Genomic DNA, 18,848 nt, shown 5'->3' with positions numbered 1-18,848 from the left:
GACTGTAGTACTAGGCGCTCGTTGTGCCGGTTTCTCCCGTTGTTTCCCGACGCGCGAAGGAAAACGCGGCAACCAATTGGAGTCGTCGTAACTTCGTTAGAAGGTCGAGACCAAAACAAATAAAGGACTTGCTTTGCGTTGCGCAGCGTGAGCCTTTGGGTCCCTACTTGATGCAGGAGGCCGGCAGTCATTTCGCGGGAATGCCGAATGCTCCAAATTGGATGATAGGAGGAATGATGTTCGCTCGGGTTAGCACTTACCAGACCAGCGCCGACAGGACAGGGGAGCCTTCAGAGGAAACCGTCAAGCGGGTCCTTGAACTTCCCGGATGCCGAGGCATTTACTACCTGAAGGGAGACGGAAACAAGGCCCTTTCCATTACGCTCTGGGAATCGGCCGAGGCCATTAGTGGAAGCCGGGAAGCGGCCGCCAGCATCCGCACGGCCACCAGCGCTGAGCAACACATGGAGATTCTTGCAGTCGAGGAATTCGAGGTTCTTACGAGAGATCTGAAGGACTAGGGTACAGCCCAAAGTTACTCGGGACTGCGCACCCCACCTGGGCAGATGCTCAGCGGTTGGCGCCCAATGCCTCCCATGCCTTGTTCTTTAGCCCGGCTAGTTCCTTGCGCGCCACGATGGCTTCGTCCTGGCTCACTGCCACAAACCGGGTTGCGGTTCCGGGAGCGGCCCTGGCCACAAGGTCCATGTCCGCGCTGATGACGGTCCCCACCATGGCGTAGCCGCCGGCCGAGACGGCATCGCGGTGCAGGATGATGGGCTGCGTGCCGCTAGGGATCTGGATGGACCCTACGGCATACCCGGCGTCTATGATGATGGAAGGGCCGGAACCGGCGCCGAACGGCTGCTCCCGCTCCTTCCACTCCACACCGGGGCCGGAATACCGCAGTTCCATGCAGTCGGCCACGGGAGTGACTTTCCACTCGCCGTTCAGGAGGCTGTTCAGGCCGGCTTCCGTGAGGCGGTGGTCGTATAGCCCCAGCACGATCTGGACGGATTGCTGTTTGGAGAACACCGGACGGAAGGCCTCCGGGATGGTGTCGACGTCGGGCACTTGCCGCTGCCCGGTGGCGGTGGACGGTGTACTTACTGGAACCACATCGCCGGCCGCCGGCTTGCGGCCGTTGAAGCCGCCGATGGCACCGAGAATGTACGTGGAGCGGCTGCCGAGAACTTCGGGGAGGTCGATGCCGCCCAAGACCCCAATTGAGCGTCCTGAAAGACAAGGGATTCCTGCCTCGTCGTGCCGCAATCCTGCCTCCAAGCCCCGAGTAAACGGTTGACACAGGATGCGATGCCGGTTCATACCTGCCTGGTGTGTGGCCACGCGGGCGTCGGATATGCAGTAGGGATCGGCTGGGTATGCCGTGGTTGCTGGGAGCTTGCCCTTCCAAGAGCAACAACGCTCCTCTGCGATCGGGTCCAGAGCCTGCTCGAAGATCTGCATCCCATACCCCCGGTGTCGGCCGCACGCGCTGTCGCAACAGCGCTTCGGATCCGGAAGACAGTCTGCGGGTGTGGTTGAACTCGACGCCAGGGGCCTTGTCCCGAACGGCCGGAAAGGGCGCCGAAGCCGGAAGCTTCTGTCTCTCATTCAGGAATTGCGCCGCGCCGGAGTCCCGGTTTCCCTGGACGGTCCCGCACCCCCGCACGGTGTGTGCGGGAAATGTCTGGGTGCGCGGTTGCTCCGTGGACGGCGAGAGGCATGGCATTGTGCGGGGCTTGCTGGTCAGTCCAGCCTCCCCTGACCGGACCCTGCGTCCGCTGCGACGACGTCGATTACCGGAGCAGATCCAGCGCGCCCAGGCTCTGCCGTGATTGCCTGTTTCAGGACAGATGCAACCTATGCACGCCATCCGCACAGGTACCGCAACAAACCCAGAACAGCATCCGCACCGACCCACGCCGGCATCAATCACAAAACCAACCCGCTGTCACAAACAGCTTGATATATACCGCATCCGCATCACCTTTGGGGGAATCGTGAAACGCATCATCGGTCTATCGAGCTTGGCCCTGACGTGTAATCACAGAAGACGCAGCACTATGAAATGCACTTGGCAGTATCTAGGGTCCCCCAACCTGTCCTTGGCGGGCATCGTGTTCCTGGAGCGATCGACCAGCAAGCCTTCAATGGCCAGGTCCAACGAATCCATTTTTGAAGAACGCCCCACATGAGGATGCGCGAAGGACCTTACGTTGCGCTGCAGACGGTGAATGTGGCGCTGTTCGTGGTCGCAGCTTTCCTCTTCATTGCGTTCTGGGTTGAGCTCGCCCAACGACTTGCTCGCTATGAGGCAAGAGGCCTCTATGCTGACGGCGACGTGATCAAAGGACCAGCTTTCATCATCATTACAGGGCTCATCGTCACCGCGCTCTCCGCCGGCGCCTTTCTATTGTTGAGGATGGGTCGGCGGTGGGCATGTTGGATCGACGTTCTAATCTGGGCGCTGGTCTGGTTTCCTACGGCTATCAATTTGGATCCATATTTTCAAGGGTTTGGGTACGAGATATCAAGCCTAATGTGCCTGATTGGGATCCTTCTCGCCGTCGCTACATTCTTCCTGATGCCTTCCGGAAATGGTCGTCCGGAAGGCAGCCCATGAGTAACCTCAGTCAGCCACTGACGAACCGTCCCACTTTCAAGGATGTGGGACGCACATTTCATGCAAGGGCCGCTGGATAGCTGGGACAGCCTACTCTCATCCATAAGAGGTCGTGAAAGGACAAGCGATGAAAAAATGGCAGATGCCTATCATCACGCTTCTTGTCGTGGCTGCATTTGTGATTCTCTATTTCAACGGGCTTTTGGGAAACATCGCAGTCCCCTAATATGTCGCCTTGTTGCTGTGCCCAGTTCGGGCAGCCGTAGTGCGGCGGGCGACTTTGTGTCAGGTGTTCGGCCTGGATCTCGCAGGCTCCAGCGGATCCTATAGGGCGGATTCGAGAGCGAGCTAGAAACCTGCAGGCCGGCCTCAGAAAATTGGCTCTTCGCGGTTCGTCGGGAAGTGAGCTCGTGGCGTAGAGCATGAAGCGGCTCGTGGCCCTGTTGGATGAGTGGTGTCTATGCATTCATCCAGAACCGGAACCACGAGCCTTGATCGAGCCTACGTCGGCGCAGCCTGCGCTGCCACCGTGATCTTCAACCTGCCCGAATACCGAGTCCTCTCGGCCACCATCTCCGCCCTCGGCATCCGCAGGGTCGTGGTGGAGTCCACCGGCGTTCCGGGCTGCCCGACCTGCGGGGTGATCTGGCCCGCCTCGGTGACGGCCTGATTCGTCAGGGAGGCGACGGATCCGGCCTCAGGATTCAGGGCGCGTCGGGGTCCTGGCCCATATGGACGGTGATGTTGATGTTCCCTTTGGCTGCTTGCTTGATCTGTGTGGTGACGGCCTCAGTCTGTTGGAGGTCGGCTGCTCTGCGGGTTGCGGCGTCGTGCATCTCGGCGCGGGACAGGTCGTCGGCGGCGTTGGTGGGGGAGACCGTGACTTCAACGTGAGTGCCATCGGTGGGGAGGAGTTCTTCCCATGTACCCAGGCATGTGACCTTCTCGCTGAGCTGGGGGCAGTCGTCGTCGCTGGTGACGGGGCCGCCGGTGGTGGATCCAAAGTGCTTCAGACGGTGCTCTTCGAGCATGGTGACGGTCTTGGTGATGGCCTGTTCGAGTTCTGAGGTGAGGGCGGCGGGGTTACCACCCGTGTAGATGAAGGCGAGTGCCTCTGCTTCCCGGCCTGGCCGCATCGGTAGGTATGTTCGGGCCCAACTGGCGTTGCGGAAGTGGGTGGGGGTGAGGTGGGGCGCTCTGAGGGGGCGGTCCAGCCACCACCCGGGGAAGAGCTCGTAGCCGGCTGCCTCCCATTCGAACAGCTGACGCCAGGTATCGATCTCCTGCCCGCTGTCGCGGCAGGCCATGGGCCAAAGGGAGGACACGATACGCTGCATCAGCTCGCTGGTCCCATCCAATTGCTCCCATACCGAGGTCTCCAGGGCACGGATCTGGGCCTCGGTCTTCGCGTCCGCCTCGGCGCGCAGTGTGGCGCACTGTCGTTGCCAAGCCTTCGTGGCCTGCTGCCATTCCTGGAACCGTTGCCGGTACTCGGCGTCCTCTGCAGAGGGTGCGGGGACGCAGCGGGCCTTGATCTGCACGTTGACTCTGCCTTTGCCCCAGGCGTCGGTGCCAATGTGCACCCAGGCGGTGGGACGACCGACCACCATTGCGGGTTCACCCTGCACCGCGGCCCACCCGGCGCACTGAACGAACGAGGCAGTCAGAGAGGATTTGACGAAGCCGGAGTCCCCGTCCCACACGTAGTCGGCGGGGATCTCGACCGAGACCGGGACCTCGACGCTGATGCCCCAGACGGTGTTGTCGACGGAGACCACGTCCGAGATCACCTCCTGTGGCTCACGGCCAGGCGGAGGCGTAGGTTGAAGTGGGGGGCTGGGCAACAGGGGCTCGTTGCGGTTGCGAATCTCCTGGGCCGCCATCAAGATCCGTTCGATGACGCCCATGGCCGGATCCGGTATGAAGGGCGCCCAGCACAATTGCACACCGTACCGCTCATGGCTCAGTCGCAGTCGTTGTTGGACCTTGAAGTAGTGCAAGTGGATGGGGGTATAGCGGTTGGGGTTGCGCAGCACCCGGCGGTTGGTGACCTCGAACCTTTGCTCGGTCGCTAGCTTGAGGGTGGTCTTGTGCTGGGCGCGGTACTTGGAGGCCACCTTCTGGGAAGCGCTCCAACTGTCGTTACGGGAGCGTGTGCTGGTGAGCTGGTCCGCTTCGGTCACGCTGGAGCTGAAGCCGCCTTGCACTCCGACGCGGACCCCTTTGAACTCCCCGCCGAGGCTGCCTCCGACGTTCCAGCCGCTGGTGGTGCTCTCTTGTTCGGATCGGTTCATGCCTTCGTCGAGGGCGGTGGTGACGGTGGAGGCCATCTCGAGGTCGAAGGATTGCTCGGTCTCGTTCATGTCCTCGTAGGTGGCCTCGCGCTTGCTGAAGGAGTGCTGCTCAACCGTAACTTCCTCGCCCGGGGCCAGGCTGAGCGTGGTGAGATGCTCGCCGGGGGCGAAGCCGGCGGGACGGATACGGGTGCGATCCATGAACAGGACGCCGACATCAGACTGCAGCACCTGGCCGAGGGTGACCTCGGCCTTCTGCAGGTGGGTGGAGGTGAGCGCGGCCACGGCGGGGGCAAAGTCGTCGCCAGCGTCGGCGCGGATCTCGGAGTAGCGGGCGGACCGGTCCGCCGACGACTCATCCTTCGGATCCCTGCGCTGCTGTGAGTTCGTCTGGGGTCCGGGTGTCCGCTCGGACGGCACGCGGGCTCCGCGCAGAGCCGATTGCCAGGGGTCACGGTAGTTCGGCAACGGCTCGGGATCCGCCGCTAGTCGCGCCAGAGATTGCAGCCGGAGCCGCGTAACCATGTCCTCCAGCACGTCAGGGTTGAAGTCCGGCATTATCGCGGCCTTGCTGAGCACGGCAACGACCGCCAGCGCTTGGTGCGGGGCCAAGGCGTTCTGGCCCTCGGGTGTGATGATCTGCAACGGCACCAACGATCGAGACTCCACGAACCGGTCGGCTGGAGCCATGTCGAACTGCAGAGCATCAGCTGACACCCCGGTCACAGTGGCCGGCGCCGCCCCAGGGGGCGTGGCCGTCGCCTGTGCTGAACCGCCCCCCGCTCCTTGCTCTTTCGGAGCCCTGTTGGGGGCCCGGTCGGCGCTGGAGGCGATCTGGGTCGAGTTCCGATCCCTCGCTGGGGAAGTCACCTCCCCATCGGAGTGTGTGGTCGCGGGGGTGGTTGTAGGCGTGCGTTCGGGCATCAGACTCTCCTTAGGTTGGCTAGGCGGCGGCGAGAAGTAGTAAGAGCAGGCCGGCAGCAGCCGCGGCCATCAAGAGCTCCACGAGGACGACGGCGGCCACGACGACCACGATGAGCAGCGCCAGTGCCTTCAGCGCTGCCTCCCAGTCAAGTTGGAAGGCGCCCGGTCGCTCGGGCTCGGGAGCCCAACGGGGCGGGATCGGGGCGGGTAGCGGGTCGTCCACCGGGTCCTCCGTCCCGTCGCCGGAGGGCGGGTCGCGGCGCTGGTCATCGTCCTTGCCACCGAACAGCCCGCCCAGAATAAGCAGACGTAGAAGGTCCACGATCCAAATGCGGTGCTCCTCATCCTCGGAACTGCGCACGCGGCGCCGCTCCCATAGGTCGTAGACCAAGACCCCGGGAACCTGGGGCACCGTGAAAACGTGAGCCTGAAGGTCCCGCTCACCGACACCTATGGAGAACCATGCAGGAGAGGGCGACCAGTCGCCCTCACTGAGCAGATGCGGGTTCTCACAGGGCGCTGCGGGGTTGTACGGCATTGGTGGCCGCTCTGCCCTGGGGGTGCTCCCGGGAAAGGGGATGAACTGGGCGATGGTGTTGTAGCCGGTCACATATCCCCACAGTTGAATGACCGCCTTGGGGGTGCCCAGCCGCGGTTTGATCTCGAAGACCTTCCGGGTGTTCAGATCCGTGAGGTCGGCTCGGGGAAACTGGTTGCGACCCTCCTGCAAGGACAAGTGCAAGATCCGCAACTGCAGCAGGGTGTACCCGTCCCGATATCTCTCCGGCATCTGCATACGGCCTTCTGCCAGATCCGCCAACCCGCCCACCCGCTCGCCCTTCACGTACACCACCCGGTCCGCGACCGTCAGATGGTCCGGGTGGGCGTCGATGTAGGCCCGCTGTACCGCGGCGTGCAGCCTCGTGCCAGTGCGCGTGTCCGGCAGAACCGGCACGTACACCCATCCGGGGGGCGCCGGCGGAGGCGGCACGGGAGGGGCCAACTCGGTCATGGCGACCCGGGTGCCGTCCACTACCCGCGGCGATGTCACCGCCCAGTCGGGAGTGCAGTCGATCTCTCCGTACTCACGCACCCGACGCAGTACGTCCGCGGACTTGTCGCCGAAAAGGCGCTGGACCTCCGCGATCTGCTCCTCGGTCGGGAAGCGCGGCGCGACCCGCGGATCCGGCGACATGCCGACTGCCGCCGGGTGCACCTCCTCGCCCCCCGCACCGCCCAGCTCCACGGCGACGGCATGCACTTCAGAGACCGCGGAGTCCACCGCGGATTCCAACCCTCTCTGCCAGGAACCTTGATGACCAGGCAAAGCGCTGGCCAGCCAGCCCTCAGCGCTGACCGGCGCCGCCATCGCATGGCATCGCCGCAGCATCCGCCCGCCAGCCTCCACCAGACGCTCCCGTTCAACACCAGACATCGTCGCCACGCCGGGAACACCCGAGACGAAGATCCGGGATGCCTCCCGGAGGACGTCACCATCGGACTGTGCAGTAGCGGTCGACAAGGCCCCGCTGGGGGACGCACACGCCTGGGGCGCTGTCCACCACTGCGAGTCGCTAATTTCCACACTGGGCGTTGAATATTCCACGCTTCCCTACTCTCCTAATCTTGCTGCGGCCCCTAGTCGGGAATCACAGTCCTGGGAGATTCCCCAAGGAACTTTCTGCGGAATTCGCCCAGAGGTAGTAGCCGCTCTCGGTCACGTACCAGGCATCATCGCCGGTGCCGTAAGGATCTTGGCCGGCCACATATCCCTTGACGAGAATGACTGCGCCTTTGGCCAGACCCTGCGGATATCCAGGTGCCAGTGGCGAGAGGCAGCAGCCGGTCGGGTGCGCATCCATGCCACGCTGTTGGTAACGGTTCGCTTAGCAAGACCCTGAGGCGACAATGAGCCGTCCCAAGCGGGTCCTGATCCAGTTCCTCCGGGTCGATGGAGGAGTGCGGTGCAATGGGCCAGATCATTACTGATCTACTTTGGCGTGGTTCTTGAACTCGTCCTTCAGCCATTCGAAGAACTCGTTGAGGTCTGACACGGGGGCGGGCGGCTCCACGATCGGACGGTTGGGTTTGGGTTCCTCCAGGAGCTTCTTGGCGCCTAGGGACTTCCACTTTGCGGCGTCCCCGTAGAAGATGTTGAAGTCCAGGTCCTTGTCGTAGCCGGTGAGGCGGCCCTTGTCGCCGTACTGCCATGCGATGACCCCGGCCTGCCATGAGACCTCGGCCGGCGCTGGCTTGGGCGGGGGGAATCCGGTGATCGCCGGATTAGCGCCGTAGCCGGCGTACCACAACGGGTAGGCTTCCTCGACCTTGGACCAGTCCCCGCCGTTGATGCCCTTGGCGTTCAGGTACACCCATGGCGTTGCGCCGGTCGCCTTCTCCACTAGCTGCAGCCATTCCCATGCCCAGTCGGTGCGGTGCAGGTTGCCGGCCTCCCAGTCCAGCATCAGCGTGTCGCCAGGCTGTAGGTGCGGGGAAATGATTGCGAGGAAGGAGCGGGCCTCCTCCACGGCGGTGTTCTCCGGGGTGAGCAGAGGACGGGCCAAGTGGTAGAAGCCGACCGGCCTGCCGGACAGCCGGGCCTCGGCAATGTTGGAGGCGAACGCCTTGTCTGACCAGTCCGCGCCACCCTCGGAGGCCTTGATGATGTAGAAGTCGGAGGCCAGCAGGTTCAGGGACGCCGACTCCTGGTACTCCGCGACGTCGATGCCGCGCAGGTACGCGAACGTCGTCACCGGCGCAGGGGCCGGAGCCGGTGGTTCCGGGCGCACCACAACTGTCAGGTCAGGCAGGCCGGTGGTGTCCTGGGTTTCGTAGGAGCCGAACCACGAGAAGCCTTTGGCGTCGACGTACCAGCGGTGGTCGGTGTAGCCGTTGACGGTGACGGACTCTCCGCGCACCCAGCCGGTGAAGATTTCCACCGTGCCGCCCTCGGCAACGCGCTGGATGTTATCCGGCTTGATCGCGGCGGTGGCGCGGAACTTTGCGCCGTCTGGTCCGACGCGGCGGTGGTTGGCGGGCAGGGTCGCGCGCGGGGTCAGGTCCGGCAGCCCGTCGGTGGACTGGGACTCGAACGCCCCGCACCATGCGTAGCCGATGTCATCGACGTACCAGACGTCGGAGGTGAAGCCGTTGACGGTGACGGACTGGCCGTGCACGTAGCCCTTGAAGACTTCCAGCTGCCCGGCCGGGATGATCCGGGTAATGTTGGAGCCCACGTCGCCCCACTTCAGCCCGTCCAGCTCCGGCTTGATCCGCTGCATGGTTTCCTGGGGGCCGTTCTGGCGCTGGTTCGGCGCGGACGGGACAACCGGGGCGCCGTTCCAGTATTCCTTGCAGTACAGGCAGGGGTCCACGCGCCCGTAGGTGCCGTTGTGGATGTTCCAGCGCGGCGGCAGCGCCTCCCAGTGCAGATGCGGGGCGAACACTTCCCCGGACGGGGACTTGGTGTTGCCGGTGTAGCCGATGATGTCGCCCTTGGACACCCGGTCCCCGACGTTCAGGTCCGTCTTGATCAGGTGACTGTAGGTAAAGCTCGGTGCCTCGTTGCCGCAGTTGAGCACAACCGTGATCCCGGCCCAGTTGCGGATGAACAGCCAGGCGTTGTCATCGCTGGGCACCCAGCCCGCCAGTTCGATCACGCCGTCCCCGGCGGCGCGGACGGGAACGCCGATCTGCGAGCCCTTGTCTTCCCCTGTGTGGCCGCCGGGCGGGTTGAAGCCTCCGGGCGAGGAACCGAACGGCTGGGTGGTGGGTACCTCGGGCGGCAGCGGGTGGGCATAAACAGACATTTTGCGACTCCTGAAACAGCGTTGTAGTGCTCTGACGGGAGCCCGAAACCCCCGCCGGAGTGGATGCCTCCGCCGGTTAGACGACGACGGTGACCGACTTGGTTACCGTGGACGAGCCGCGGTAGCCGGTGATGACGTACGTGCCGGCGTGATGGTGCTGGCCTGGGTGGGTGTAACGGGCGGAGCCCCTTTGCGTTGTGGGGGCGCAGTTGCCGACGACACCGGGCTGCAGGTCTTCGTGGGTGGCGAGGAAGCCGTAGTCAATGACGGCGACGCGTACTCCGGCCCCGGCCGTTCCGCCGGCCTGGCCGGTGTTGGACCTTTGCCATTGATCGCCGTAGCGGGGATGCACGGGGGTGAGGCGGCCGGGAATGTGCTCATCGAAGCTGGGTTCGGCCATGTTGACGCGCGGGTCGTCTTGGAGGGCCACGGAAGCTTCGAGCGCATCAGCATGGGCGGTGGTGTCCACCTCGTCGAGGTTGTCGGCGAAGGTCAGCTGCCCCACCACCTGCAGGCCGAGTTCCTTGTTCATGGCGCGCTCCTTGAGCGAGATCATGGCAGAGCCGGGCGGCGCGAAAGGTGCCCGAAAGCTCCGCGATTCCATTGGATGCTTGCCCGGATTCGGGCATAGATGTGGCGATGAATTTCCACGGCGATTCAAGTCACCGGCAGTGGGGCCCCAGAATTCTCGACCCCCGGGCTACCCCTACCCGGGCCGTCAGCAAAGAGACACCCAAAGTATCCCGCCGAGCCGGAATAAAGTCAACGACTTTATAAAATCGGAGGTTCACGCCTGAGTACCCGCACAGCTTGTCCCACACGATGGGGTACTGCTTGATGACGGACGGCTTATAGTTCCGCCGCTCCCATCTCAGCGGTGAGCGCCCCCACGAGATTGGCGACCGTTACAATCTGGTTCTCCATTGCAGCCCTCCAGCCTTGAGTCGTGGCGCTTATGCGCGACCCTTCAAGGCTGGATCGTTATGCAAAGCCATCACCGCCAGAGCCCCCGTCGCAGGACCACCGATCATGCGGCAGTAGGCATAACATGCAGCTGCGCATAACCCAGGCGCTACACGCAACTGCTCATAACGCTGCCAAGCTCAACTTGTACGTTGCCCTTGCCGACGACGTCCTCCGGGGCGAGGACCATAACGAAACCATCGGCATCGGGACCACCATTCTTTAATGGAAGCTCAGCATCGCCGTTTTGCCCGATGGGTTTGTTGAAGGCAAAGCCCGGCGCATGAGGGTGCGGTGATGGGCAGGTTGGGGCTGGCGGTGAGGCATTCTAGAGATAGAGCCTTCCCAGACACTGTCGGCCCCTTCCCGAAAGCATGTAGTCCCGGTGGCCGGCCGAAGGCGGCACGGCATTCCTTGGGCGGGGTCGGCCATGACAGGAGAGCTGGCGCTGGGGTCGAGCTACCGCTAACCCGCGCCGTCCGTGTCTAGGGGAGTATGCCTTGTTGTCGAAGACGACGAGGATATTTCCGATCTCATTTCCTTGATCCTGAGGGAGGAAGGCTTCGGCGTTCGGGCGGTGCGTACCGGGAGTGCGGCCTTGGAAGAGGTCAGTCGGGTGAACCCGGCGCTGATTACCCTGGATCTTGGATTGCCTGATACTGACGGGCTGCTTGTTGCCCGGGAACTGAGGAAGGTGACGGCGGCGCCCCTCCTGTTAATCACGGCGCGGGCAAGCCCTACCGATGAGCTGGATGGCATGGCCGCAGGGGCGTCTGCCTTCCTGGCTAAACCTTTCCGTCCCTACGAATTAAGGGACGTGGCCAACAAGATCTGTTGACCACAGCAGAGGCGCGGTTTCGACGCTGACTCCGCCCGCAGCATGACGGGATGGATTGCGGCTGGTCGTCGATTCGATAACCGGATATGTGCGCTGTGAGGATATAAGTCCTGACATGACGTGTGTCACGAGCGAAACTATCCTTTTAACAGTCATGTGGCCGGCTGTTAAACAAGCTTCCTGGAAAAGTGGTCCAGCACGTGCATGAAGAACTGAGCGAAGTTTCTCTCCTGACCCGCGTTGGGATCCATAACCTTTACTCTCACGGCGCATCCCGTTTGCGTGTCGCAGATTCGCTTCATGGGTCGTGGGGCCTTTCCGGCGGGACCCCGACGTGTCAGGAGATGGATGCGCGGCCTGCAGCGGCTGCCGCCAGGAAGGGATCGGGGCTGGATGGGAGGGCAGGTTGATGTCCTTTGATGGTCCGGCCTTGGATGATGACGATTCGGTCTTCCGTTCCTTTCGGCGCTGGCCGCTGCTGCCTTCCCGGGAACTTCGGCGGCTCCGATCCGTGCTGCTTTGGTGTGGTGTAGTACCGGCCCCGGGTTCCCTGCGTGGGCTCTGGGAGTCGGCCAGGAATCTGCTGGAGCCCGTGAACGAGGAACTGGAGCGTCGTGAGTGTGCGGCCGTTCTCACGGGTGCGGATACCGTTGTCGGTTCTTCGATGAACAAGGAAGGCCGCCCTCGTTTCCGGGGGGCTGAAAGGACCAGGGAATAATGTCCGGGCATTTCGAGGTGGTAGATGCTCCCGATGGCGGGTGTCGGGTCAGGCTCCTGGATGATCGCGGCGAGGTCGTCGCGGTCTCGGTGAGGTATCCGACCGTGCAGGCCGCGGCGGCGGGAATCTATAGGACCAGGGAGATCGCGGCAAGCGGACTGATCCGGGATTGCAGGGCGCGAGACGGCGCCGGTTCAGGCCCCGGTGAGGAAACATCCAGCTAAGAATGGCAACCCGCCGCCGCTGGCTCCTGGGGTCGTTTATCCCGGGGTCACGCTTCGGTCGTGGAGCGGGAGGAATCCTCGTGGATCAGGCAGTGATCCTTCAATATCTCATCGGCTACATGGCCGTAGCTCTTGCCGCGTTTGTGCTCCTGCTTCCCATCATCGTGTCCCTGCTCCTGCTCTTGCTACTGGCAGGCGTGGCGCAGTTGATGTCCTCGATTGTGTACAGGCTGGCTGTGAGACTGTTCCGGGCGGTGGCCGACGCGTTCAAAGAGCATGGGAGGGCAGCCTGGCACAGGCCAGATACCTAAGAATCCGGGGTCAGCTCTCGTGTCTGCTACAGCAGTGCGGTGGCGGTGCCCCTTGCACACCACATTGCGGCATCATAGCTTTGGGAGGAACCGAAGACGGCCTCCAAGACAGCCGGCTTCAGCCGGAAAATTTGGGGAGGAACGCGTCCATGGCAACAGGTATCGTGAAGTGGTTCAACGCTGAGAAGGGGTTTGGTTTCATCGCTCCGGATGACGGGTCCGCGGATGTCTTCGCGCACTTTTCGGCCATTGCGGCCAGTGGCTACCGCTCCCTCGAGGAGAACCAGCGCGTCGAGTTTGACGTCGTGCAGGGCCCCAAAGGCCCGCAGGCCGAGAACATTCGTCCGCTCTGAACGGCATGATGCCCCAAGCCCAGGACTTCGCGCCGCTGATTCGGTCTCTGATCGAGGAGGAAGGCCGCCTCCGGACGGAACTCTCCGCTGCCAGTCAGAGACCGGCGGCAGCAGCGCCGTCGAACTGGAGGAGCGCAGGGCGCGGCTGCGTCGGGTGCAGCGGGGCCTGGATGAATGCTGGGACATGCTGCGACTGTGCAGGGTTGAACAGGTCGCCGCCGAGGTTCAAGGGCAGGCATAATCCGTTCCACTGATCCGCGGCCTGCACCGGTTGGCCTTGAAAGCCGAACAACCCAAACATACGGCCGGCAGCGCCCCTGTAGCTCGAAGAGGCCCAGCCGGCTTCGATCGGTCGCTGCTTCCGGGAGCCACGGAACCTGGCCGAACTCGCTCGGGAACTCGGCGATACCAATGAACACCGACCCGGGAAGGTTGTCCGGGATTATCTCCGTAAAAAATACCCGGACCACCCGAAGTACCAGCGATGGGTGCTAGATGAAGCCCAGGCCGCTGACGGTCGCGTCATCGTCCCTCGGAAGCGCCGACTCTTCGCGCCCGTAAGCCGATGGGCTTGCGTGCATCAAGGTAGGACCCACTTGGACGTCTAAATCTCGCTTGGGCTTGACCTTATGCAGGTGCTTGCCTGCATAATGTCCACTGTGAGTTCTGAGGGCAAGGATGTGGACTCGGTCTTCAAAGCGATGGCCGATCCGACCCGCCGGCTGTTGCTTGACCGCTTGCGCGAGCACAACGGTCAAACGCTGCGGGAGTTGTGCGAACGCTTGGACATGAAGCGCCAGTCGGCGACGCAGCATCTCGATGTCCTTGAGCAGGCCAACCTGGTGATTGTTGTGCGGCGTGGACGCGAACGACTCCACTACCTGAACCCGACGCCGATTCATGAGATTGAGCAGCGGTGGATGGCTGAATTCGACAAGCCCCGGTTGCGGACGATCGGTGCGATCAAGACCCAAGCAGAGGAGAGCGCCATGAGTACCGAACCTGTCCCCGTTCCGTCGTACGTCTATGTCACCTAAATCAAGGCAAGGCTGCGCAGGTATGGCACGCCCTGACCGATGCAGACGTGACCGTGCAGTACTGGGCTCACGCGAACATTTCAGACTGGAAGCCAGGCTCGGCGTGGGAGCATCAACGCGTTGATGGATCCGGGATTGTCGATGTGACTGGACGAGTGATCGCGGTCGAGCCTCCCACACGCCTGGTTATCACCTTCGAGGACACCCCTGACGCCGAATCTCCGAGGGAACCATCGGTCGTGACCTTCATCATCGAGCCACACGAGGACATCGTCCGGCTCAGTGTGACCCACGAGAATCTTCCCGACCGGGAGATGCTGAACGGTATCTCTCACGGCTGGCCGGCCGTGCTGGCGAACCTGAAATCTCTTCTTGAAACCGGCGAGGTACTCCCGCAAGCACCCTGGAGCATGTCGCCCGCACACACATCGAACAACCACCGCTAGTCAATTCTGCCTGCACCATGACCACAGGAAGGCGAAGACGCCATGGACACCACCAAACTTCGAAATGCCTACCAAACGCTGCTCGACGCAGCTTCCACTGTCGCGGCTGCAGGCGAGACGTGCTCGACGCCGCAGGACGGTGAATGGGATACCGAGCAGGTCCTGGCCCACGTCACGCTCGTGAATGCGACCACCATCGCGGCTGTCTCAGCTGTGGCTGCGGGGATCAACACGACGTACGACAACCGCATCGCTCTCGACGCATGGACCATCAAACGTGCCATCACCCTGACTGGCGGCAGCGCCGGACTTCAGGCGCGCATTCGCACTCAAGCAGACGCACTGTGCACACTGGGCCTCACACTGAGCGAGCCCGAACTCAACACGATGGTGCCCAGCAGGCTCCTGTCGAACGACGAGGTCCTAGTCGATGAACCTGTCCCGTTGAAGGAACTCATCACCGGGTTAGCAGCCGTAGAGATCCCCGCCCACACCCAACAACTCCTGGACCTACTTCCGAAAAGTGCACCGCCCGAAGCATAAGGAACCAAGCCATTTACCAACACCATTGTGGACTGCGGTACGCGGTAACCCTGTCCGGTAAAGGATCCTTTACGCCGCAGCCAGGGATGCTCGCAGGCCGATCCGCACCCCCAGTGATGACCACAGAATCAGTGAAAGCGACATTTCCCCTTCAGCCACTTCCCGGCGTATGGATTTCGTTAAGATTCACTGCTTCTCGCTGTACGCGGTGCCACGTTCCGTGATGCTTTGACTCGGGCCACCTTTAAGCCGCGATTGAAGCAGAATGATGAGGAGTGTGGGTGAAGACATGTGTCAGACGGGAAAACCGTCTGGACCGTACGAACCGGCCGCCTATGGGCGCAAAGCGGATGAGCGCGATAAACGCCGTCCGCATGAGGGACCTGGCATCCTTGCCGGCCTGTTGCATCCCGTCCGGTCCGTCCCTGTGGCGTTCCTGGCCGTCACCCCGCCTGCTGCCGGTCTGTTGATGTTGCCCACATCGCATACGGACGCCAATGTTGAGTTGACACCTTCATGCCTGCCCTATTCATGGCCGTTTCGGCGGTCTGCGTGTGCTGTTGTTGTGGCGTTCACCCTCGTCGCCAACCTTTCACGCGGTCTTCCTATCGTCAGCCTGGCCGCGGCCCTGATCATCGCGTCCATCCTCTACATCGCTTGGGCCAGGGCCGGACGGCCCCGCGGCATCCGTAATATCGCCGCTGAAGCAGAAGCCGAACCGGGATGAAAGGAAGGAAGCAAAACTCCGAAAATCCCTGAACCGGGTAACGGAGTCCCAAAGCTCGTCAAAAGAAGCCCGAGGCCCCTTTCCCACCGGCAAGTCCATGGACAAGGCCGAAGCGAAGCTATCGTCCGAAATCAGATCTTCGAGAGGAGAGGCAGCATGCGTTTCACGGCAGCGGCTTGCCTGCTCGCCGGTTGCCTCGTTCTTTCAGGCTGCGGAGGGCAGGATTTCCGGCCTGCCCTTGGCAAGGCCCTGGATCAGGGGTCGACGGCGGTGGCCAGCTCGCACCTGGCCCTGGAGCTTGATTCCGCCGGTAAGTCCACCAGCGCCGTCACGGTAACAGCGTTGGAAAACATGCTGAAAGAGGCTGAAGACGCTCATACTTCCGTCGTCGACCTCAGTGCCCGGACCCACCAGGACCGGGCCCTTCGGGACGAGGCCCTGGACGTGCTCGCGGAGGCTGTCGCTGCCGTGCTCGGATCCAAGGAAACCACGGAGTCCGGAGCAAGCCGCCAGGCACTGGATTACAGCCTGAAAGAACTTGAACACGCCGCCACCCGACTGCGGGACCTTAAGGAATCCGCGGGGGCTCAATAGTGAAGCGCCTGCTCGGGGTTGCCTTGGGCATCCTGACCGCGATTGGAGGCTTCGTTGACATCGGAGACCTCGTCGCGAACGCCGTGGTCGGTTCCCGCTTCGGGCTCTCGCTGGTTTGGGTGGTAGCAGTTGGCGTGCTGGGCATCTGCCTTTTCGCAAACATGTCCGGCCGTGTGGCAGCCGTGTCGAACCGGGCTACCTTTGAAGTCATCCGCGAACGGCTAGGCGCCCGTGCCGGGCTTGCCAACCTTGGCGCTTCCTTCTTCATCAACCTCATGACAGTCATCGCTGAAATCGGCGGCATCTGCCTGGCGTTGCAGCTGGCCAGCAGCGTCAGCTACCTGCTCTGGGTCCCTGTTGCCACGGCGGCCGTGTGGCTGGTGATCTGGCGGGTACGGTTTTCGATTATGGAGAACGTCGCGGGACTGCTCGGCCTGAGCCTGATCGTCTTTGCCGTCGCGCTCTTCCTCCTTCAGCCGGACTGGGGTTCCCTCGCCGGACAGGCCCTGGCCCCGCATGTTCCCGAATCCGAGACCCCGGCAACCTACTGGTTTTACGCCGTTGCCCTGTTCGGTGCCGCAATGACCCCCTACGAGGTGTTCTTCTTCTCCTCGGGTGCGGTCGAAGAGGGATGGACCGCCAAGGACTTGGTGTTGTCCAGGATCAACGTCTTCGTGGGCTTTCCACTCGGCGGTTTCCTGTCCGTAGCGATCGCCGGCACGGCCGCCGTCGTCCTTCTGCCAGCCGGCATTGAGGTCTCCTCCCTTTCCGAAGTGGTGCTGCCAGTGGTAGCGGGAGGCGGCAAGATCGCCCTTGCCTTCGCGCTGGTAGGCATTGTGGCCGCAACTTTCGGAGCCGCCCTGGAAACCACACTGTCCAGCGGCTACACGCTTGCCCAGTTCTTCGGCTGGTCATGGGGCAAATTCCGGCGCCCCGCGCAGGCGGCCCGGTTCCACCTCGCCATGATCATCTGCCTGCTGGCCGGACCATCCCTCCTCGCCACGGGGGTCGACCCCATCCTGCTGACCGAATATTCCGTCGTCTTCTCGGCCATCGCCCTGCCCCTGACGTACCTGCCCATCCTGATCGTGGCCAATGATCAGCAATACATGGGCAAACACGTCAACCCCCGGGCAGTGAACATCCTTGCGACCATCTACCTGGTCATCATCCTCGCGGCATCCTTGTCCGCCATCCCACTCATGATCATGACGGGCGCGGGATCATGACACGGCAGAGGCTGCCCGCACCGGACACGAACGGCCGCAGCCTGGACGCACAGCTTCACCTGTTGGACCGGCAGATCGTTGACGCCGACGGCGTTCCCGTCACCACAGTCGACGATCTGGAACTGGACAGTCCCGTGCCCGGCACGCCGATCGAGCAAGGAACGCCGGCGCCCCGGATCCAGGCCCTCCTCACCGGGCCGGCCCTGGTAACCCGGATCTTTGGCGGCAAGCCTCCGGCAAGCAGGCTGATCCGCATCCCCTGGAGCGATGTCGCAGGCCTCGGAACAATCATTTCCTTGGGTGTAAGGGCGAACTCGCTGGACGCTTCCTGGGTGGAGCGCTGGATCCGGGACCACCTCATCGGCAAGATCCCGGGAGGCCGCCATGATCCTCAGTAATCTCCTAGGCAGCGAGGTGAGGGATGCAGAAGGCCGCAAAGTGGGACACATAGCCGACGTCCGCTTCGTCCTTGACGGGCCCCCCGGGCAGCTGCTGGCAGCCGCCCGGCTGCACGGACTCATCGTAAGCCCGCATTCGGCGGCCTCATTCCTGGGCTACGAAAGGTACAACGTCACCCAGCCATGGCCACTGGCGCAACTCCTGCGCTGGAGACACCGCGGCTCGTTCCTGGTGCTCTGGGAGGACGTGGCCCGCATGGACAGCGGCATCGTGGACCTCCGGCAGAACTACACCGAATATGACCCCATGGTGCCTCTTTGAGCATTCCACCGGCTGAGCGAAACCGTGTTGAGCTGCGGCCCGCTGTATTCCGAAGGGAGTGTTCCACTTCCTTCGAAACGGGACACTTGTCGATTTTCGAAGTCGGCTGCACCTACCCGTCTCGTCTGGGCTAGCCTGGCGCGTGAACACCACTACCGCAAACGGCCAACAAAGAAATAACCGAGACTGTAGCACTAGTCGCCGGGTTTGAGTGCTGTTTGCCATCCTGTCGTGTCTTCGGCCCCCGGCCTGCTGCTCAGCGTCTGCGCGTGGCGGCAACGCGCCGCCGGTGTTCCGCCGCGCGGAGTTGAATGATTCGCGCGGCCCCGGCGATAGCCACGAGCACGCCGCCGCCTACTGCTGCGATGAAGAGGGCGACGCCGAGGGCCACGGTGCCTTCCATGCCGAAGAACTTGATTTGGACCAGGACCGGATTCTGCAGGATTAAGATGATCAGCAGCACCAGCACCACTAGTACTACAGTCGCGGTTA

General features: G+C 62.8%; 23 protein-coding genes. 16 read left to right on the top strand and 7 right to left on the bottom strand.

The window, feature by feature from the left end; genetic code table 11:
* Positions 1 to 233 precede the first annotated feature (233 nt).
* Positions 234 to 521: a hypothetical protein gene (locus tag J7E82_RS20350; RefSeq protein WP_251042198.1), complete on the top strand. Its 288-nt coding sequence runs from the start codon at positions 234 to 236 to the stop codon at positions 519 to 521.
* 49 nt (positions 522 to 570) lie between these two features.
* Here J7E82_RS20350 and J7E82_RS20345 read toward each other — a convergent pair whose 3' ends face one another.
* Complete coding sequence (locus J7E82_RS20345) at positions 571 to 1,218, bottom strand: allophanate hydrolase (RefSeq protein ID WP_251042197.1); 648 nt, start codon at positions 1,216 to 1,218, stop codon at positions 571 to 573.
* Between the two features lie 976 nt (positions 1,219 to 2,194).
* Here J7E82_RS20345 and J7E82_RS20340 point away from each other — a divergent pair.
* Together J7E82_RS20340 and J7E82_RS20335 are read left to right on the top strand one after the other, a co-directional pair.
* The gene (locus J7E82_RS20340) at positions 2,195 to 2,626 is read left to right on the top strand and encodes a hypothetical protein (RefSeq protein ID WP_214865979.1); all 432 of its coding nucleotides are present in this window, start codon (positions 2,195 to 2,197) and stop codon (positions 2,624 to 2,626) included.
* 460 nt (positions 2,627 to 3,086) lie between these two features.
* Positions 3,087 to 3,296 carry a hypothetical protein gene (locus J7E82_RS20335; RefSeq protein WP_214865977.1) on the top strand — a complete coding sequence of 70 codons (210 nt, stop codon included), beginning with the start codon at positions 3,087 to 3,089 and terminating at the stop codon, positions 3,294 to 3,296.
* Between the two features lie 34 nt (positions 3,297 to 3,330).
* Here the strand turns inward: J7E82_RS20335 and J7E82_RS20330 are convergent, their stop codons facing one another.
* From J7E82_RS20330 to J7E82_RS20315, 4 genes are all read right to left on the bottom strand, one after another.
* The gene (locus J7E82_RS20330) at positions 3,331 to 5,844 is read right to left on the bottom strand and encodes a hypothetical protein (RefSeq protein ID WP_214865975.1); all 2,514 of its coding nucleotides are present in this window, start codon (positions 5,842 to 5,844) and stop codon (positions 3,331 to 3,333) included.
* A 19-nt stretch (positions 5,845 to 5,863) separates the two neighbouring features.
* Positions 5,864 to 7,450, bottom strand: coding sequence for a hypothetical protein (locus tag J7E82_RS20325; RefSeq protein ID WP_214865973.1), 1,587 nt, complete (start codon positions 7,448 to 7,450; stop codon positions 5,864 to 5,866).
* Positions 7,451 to 7,826: 376 nt separating this feature from the next.
* On the bottom strand, positions 7,827 to 9,653 hold the full coding sequence (locus J7E82_RS20320; RefSeq protein ID WP_214865971.1) for a GH25 family lysozyme: 1,827 nt from the start codon (positions 9,651 to 9,653) through the stop codon (positions 7,827 to 7,829).
* A gap of 76 nt (positions 9,654 to 9,729) precedes the next feature.
* A complete protein-coding gene (locus J7E82_RS20315; RefSeq protein ID WP_214865969.1) occupies positions 9,730 to 10,185 on the bottom strand; it encodes a hypothetical protein in 456 nt (151 codons plus the stop codon).
* 516 nt (positions 10,186 to 10,701) lie between these two features.
* Here J7E82_RS20315 and J7E82_RS20310 point away from each other — a divergent pair.
* The 5 genes from J7E82_RS20310 (at position 10,702) to J7E82_RS20290 (ending at position 13,060) form a co-directional block, all read left to right on the top strand.
* A complete protein-coding gene (locus tag J7E82_RS20310; RefSeq protein ID WP_214865986.1) occupies positions 10,702 to 10,842 on the top strand; it encodes a hypothetical protein in 141 nt (46 codons plus the stop codon).
* Between the two features lie 255 nt (positions 10,843 to 11,097).
* Positions 11,098 to 11,454, top strand: coding sequence for a response regulator transcription factor (locus J7E82_RS20305; protein ID WP_214865967.1), 357 nt, complete (start codon positions 11,098 to 11,100; stop codon positions 11,452 to 11,454).
* 717 nt (positions 11,455 to 12,171) lie between these two features.
* Positions 12,172 to 12,396: a YegP family protein gene (locus J7E82_RS20300; RefSeq protein WP_214865965.1), complete on the top strand. Its 225-nt coding sequence runs from the start codon at positions 12,172 to 12,174 to the stop codon at positions 12,394 to 12,396.
* Between the two features lie 2 nt (positions 12,397 to 12,398).
* Positions 12,399 to 12,707: a hypothetical protein gene (locus J7E82_RS20295; protein WP_214865963.1), complete on the top strand. Its 309-nt coding sequence runs from the start codon at positions 12,399 to 12,401 to the stop codon at positions 12,705 to 12,707.
* 149 nt (positions 12,708 to 12,856) lie between these two features.
* On the top strand, positions 12,857 to 13,060 hold the full coding sequence (locus tag J7E82_RS20290) for a cold-shock protein (RefSeq protein WP_214865961.1): 204 nt from the start codon (positions 12,857 to 12,859) through the stop codon (positions 13,058 to 13,060).
* Positions 13,061 to 13,154: 94 nt separating this feature from the next.
* Here the strand turns inward: J7E82_RS20290 and J7E82_RS20945 are convergent, their stop codons facing one another.
* Positions 13,155 to 13,328, bottom strand: a complete 174-nt coding sequence (locus J7E82_RS20945) for a hypothetical protein (RefSeq protein WP_251042196.1) — start codon at positions 13,326 to 13,328, stop codon at positions 13,155 to 13,157.
* Between the two features lie 391 nt (positions 13,329 to 13,719).
* On the opposite strand from J7E82_RS20945, the gene J7E82_RS20940 reads away from it, so the two are divergent.
* The 8 genes from J7E82_RS20940 to J7E82_RS20250 all read left to right on the top strand — a co-directional run bounded on the left by J7E82_RS20940 (position 13,720) and on the right by J7E82_RS20250 (position 18,356).
* Positions 13,720 to 14,097, top strand: coding sequence for a helix-turn-helix transcriptional regulator (locus J7E82_RS20940; RefSeq protein WP_308113985.1), 378 nt, complete (start codon positions 13,720 to 13,722; stop codon positions 14,095 to 14,097).
* A 47-nt stretch (positions 14,098 to 14,144) separates the two neighbouring features.
* Positions 14,145 to 14,543, top strand: a complete 399-nt coding sequence (locus J7E82_RS20935) for an SRPBCC domain-containing protein (protein ID WP_308113984.1) — start codon at positions 14,145 to 14,147, stop codon at positions 14,541 to 14,543.
* A 42-nt stretch (positions 14,544 to 14,585) separates the two neighbouring features.
* Positions 14,586 to 15,086, top strand: a complete 501-nt coding sequence (locus J7E82_RS20275) for a hypothetical protein (RefSeq protein ID WP_214865957.1) — start codon at positions 14,586 to 14,588, stop codon at positions 15,084 to 15,086.
* 565 nt (positions 15,087 to 15,651) lie between these two features.
* The gene (locus J7E82_RS20270; RefSeq protein ID WP_214865955.1) at positions 15,652 to 15,813 is read left to right on the top strand and encodes a hypothetical protein; all 162 of its coding nucleotides are present in this window, start codon (positions 15,652 to 15,654) and stop codon (positions 15,811 to 15,813) included.
* Positions 15,814 to 15,969: 156 nt separating this feature from the next.
* The gene (locus J7E82_RS20265; RefSeq protein WP_214865953.1) at positions 15,970 to 16,407 is read left to right on the top strand and encodes a hypothetical protein; all 438 of its coding nucleotides are present in this window, start codon (positions 15,970 to 15,972) and stop codon (positions 16,405 to 16,407) included.
* Positions 16,407 to 17,636, top strand: coding sequence for an NRAMP family divalent metal transporter (locus J7E82_RS20260; protein WP_214865951.1), 1,230 nt, complete (start codon positions 16,407 to 16,409; stop codon positions 17,634 to 17,636). The genes J7E82_RS20265 and J7E82_RS20260 overlap by 1 nt, the downstream gene beginning before the upstream one ends.
* Entirely contained in the window at positions 17,633 to 18,034 is a 402-nt protein-coding gene (locus J7E82_RS20255) for a PRC-barrel domain-containing protein (protein WP_214865949.1), read from the top strand. The genes J7E82_RS20260 and J7E82_RS20255 overlap by 4 nt, the downstream gene beginning before the upstream one ends.
* Positions 18,021 to 18,356 carry a PRC-barrel domain-containing protein gene (locus J7E82_RS20250; RefSeq protein WP_214865947.1) on the top strand — a complete coding sequence of 112 codons (336 nt, stop codon included), beginning with the start codon at positions 18,021 to 18,023 and terminating at the stop codon, positions 18,354 to 18,356. The genes J7E82_RS20255 and J7E82_RS20250 overlap by 14 nt, the downstream gene beginning before the upstream one ends.
* 256 nt (positions 18,357 to 18,612) lie before the next feature.
* On the opposite strand, the gene J7E82_RS20245 is transcribed toward J7E82_RS20250, so the two are convergent.
* The coding region (locus tag J7E82_RS20245; RefSeq protein WP_214865945.1) for a lipopolysaccharide assembly protein LapA domain-containing protein at positions 18,613 to 18,848 on the bottom strand (236 nt) is incomplete at its 5' end.

Source organism: Arthrobacter sp. ISL-30 (genome assembly GCF_018613855.1).
GTDB lineage: Bacteria > Actinomycetota > Actinomycetes > Actinomycetales > Micrococcaceae > Arthrobacter.
The sequence above is the reverse complement of the archived record's forward strand: the minus strand, read 5'-3'. Positions and strand labels throughout refer to the sequence as shown.

What these genes read in the sequence shown, in the direction of transcription:
- J7E82_RS20310 (WP_214865986.1), top strand. Translation starts at nt 10,702, where the DNA reads ATGCAGCTGCGCATAACCCAGGCGCTACACGCAACTGCTCATAACGCT.
- J7E82_RS20265 (WP_214865953.1), top strand. Translation starts at nt 15,970, where the DNA reads ATGCGTTTCACGGCAGCGGCTTGCCTGCTCGCCGGTTGCCTCGTTCTT.
- J7E82_RS20315 (WP_214865969.1), bottom strand. Translation starts at nt 10,185, where the DNA reads ATGAACAAGGAACTCGGCCTGCAGGTGGTGGGGCAGCTGACCTTCGCC.
- J7E82_RS20295 (WP_214865963.1), top strand. Translation starts at nt 12,399, where the DNA reads ATGGCAACCCGCCGCCGCTGGCTCCTGGGGTCGTTTATCCCGGGGTCA.
- J7E82_RS20335 (WP_214865977.1), top strand. Translation starts at nt 3,087, where the DNA reads ATGCATTCATCCAGAACCGGAACCACGAGCCTTGATCGAGCCTACGTC.
- J7E82_RS20340 (WP_214865979.1), top strand. Translation starts at nt 2,195, where the DNA reads ATGAGGATGCGCGAAGGACCTTACGTTGCGCTGCAGACGGTGAATGTG.
- J7E82_RS20330 (WP_214865975.1), bottom strand. Translation starts at nt 5,844, where the DNA reads ATGCCCGAACGCACGCCTACAACCACCCCCGCGACCACACACTCCGAT.
- J7E82_RS20300 (WP_214865965.1), top strand. Translation starts at nt 12,172, where the DNA reads ATGTCCGGGCATTTCGAGGTGGTAGATGCTCCCGATGGCGGGTGTCGG.
- J7E82_RS20320 (WP_214865971.1), bottom strand. Translation starts at nt 9,653, where the DNA reads ATGTCTGTTTATGCCCACCCGCTGCCGCCCGAGGTACCCACCACCCAG.
- J7E82_RS20255 (WP_214865949.1), top strand. Translation starts at nt 17,633, where the DNA reads ATGACACGGCAGAGGCTGCCCGCACCGGACACGAACGGCCGCAGCCTG.
- J7E82_RS20250 (WP_214865947.1), top strand. Translation starts at nt 18,021, where the DNA reads ATGATCCTCAGTAATCTCCTAGGCAGCGAGGTGAGGGATGCAGAAGGC.
- J7E82_RS20275 (WP_214865957.1), top strand. Translation starts at nt 14,586, where the DNA reads ATGGACACCACCAAACTTCGAAATGCCTACCAAACGCTGCTCGACGCA.
- J7E82_RS20290 (WP_214865961.1), top strand. Translation starts at nt 12,857, where the DNA reads ATGGCAACAGGTATCGTGAAGTGGTTCAACGCTGAGAAGGGGTTTGGT.
- J7E82_RS20350 (WP_251042198.1), top strand. Translation starts at nt 234, where the DNA reads ATGATGTTCGCTCGGGTTAGCACTTACCAGACCAGCGCCGACAGGACA.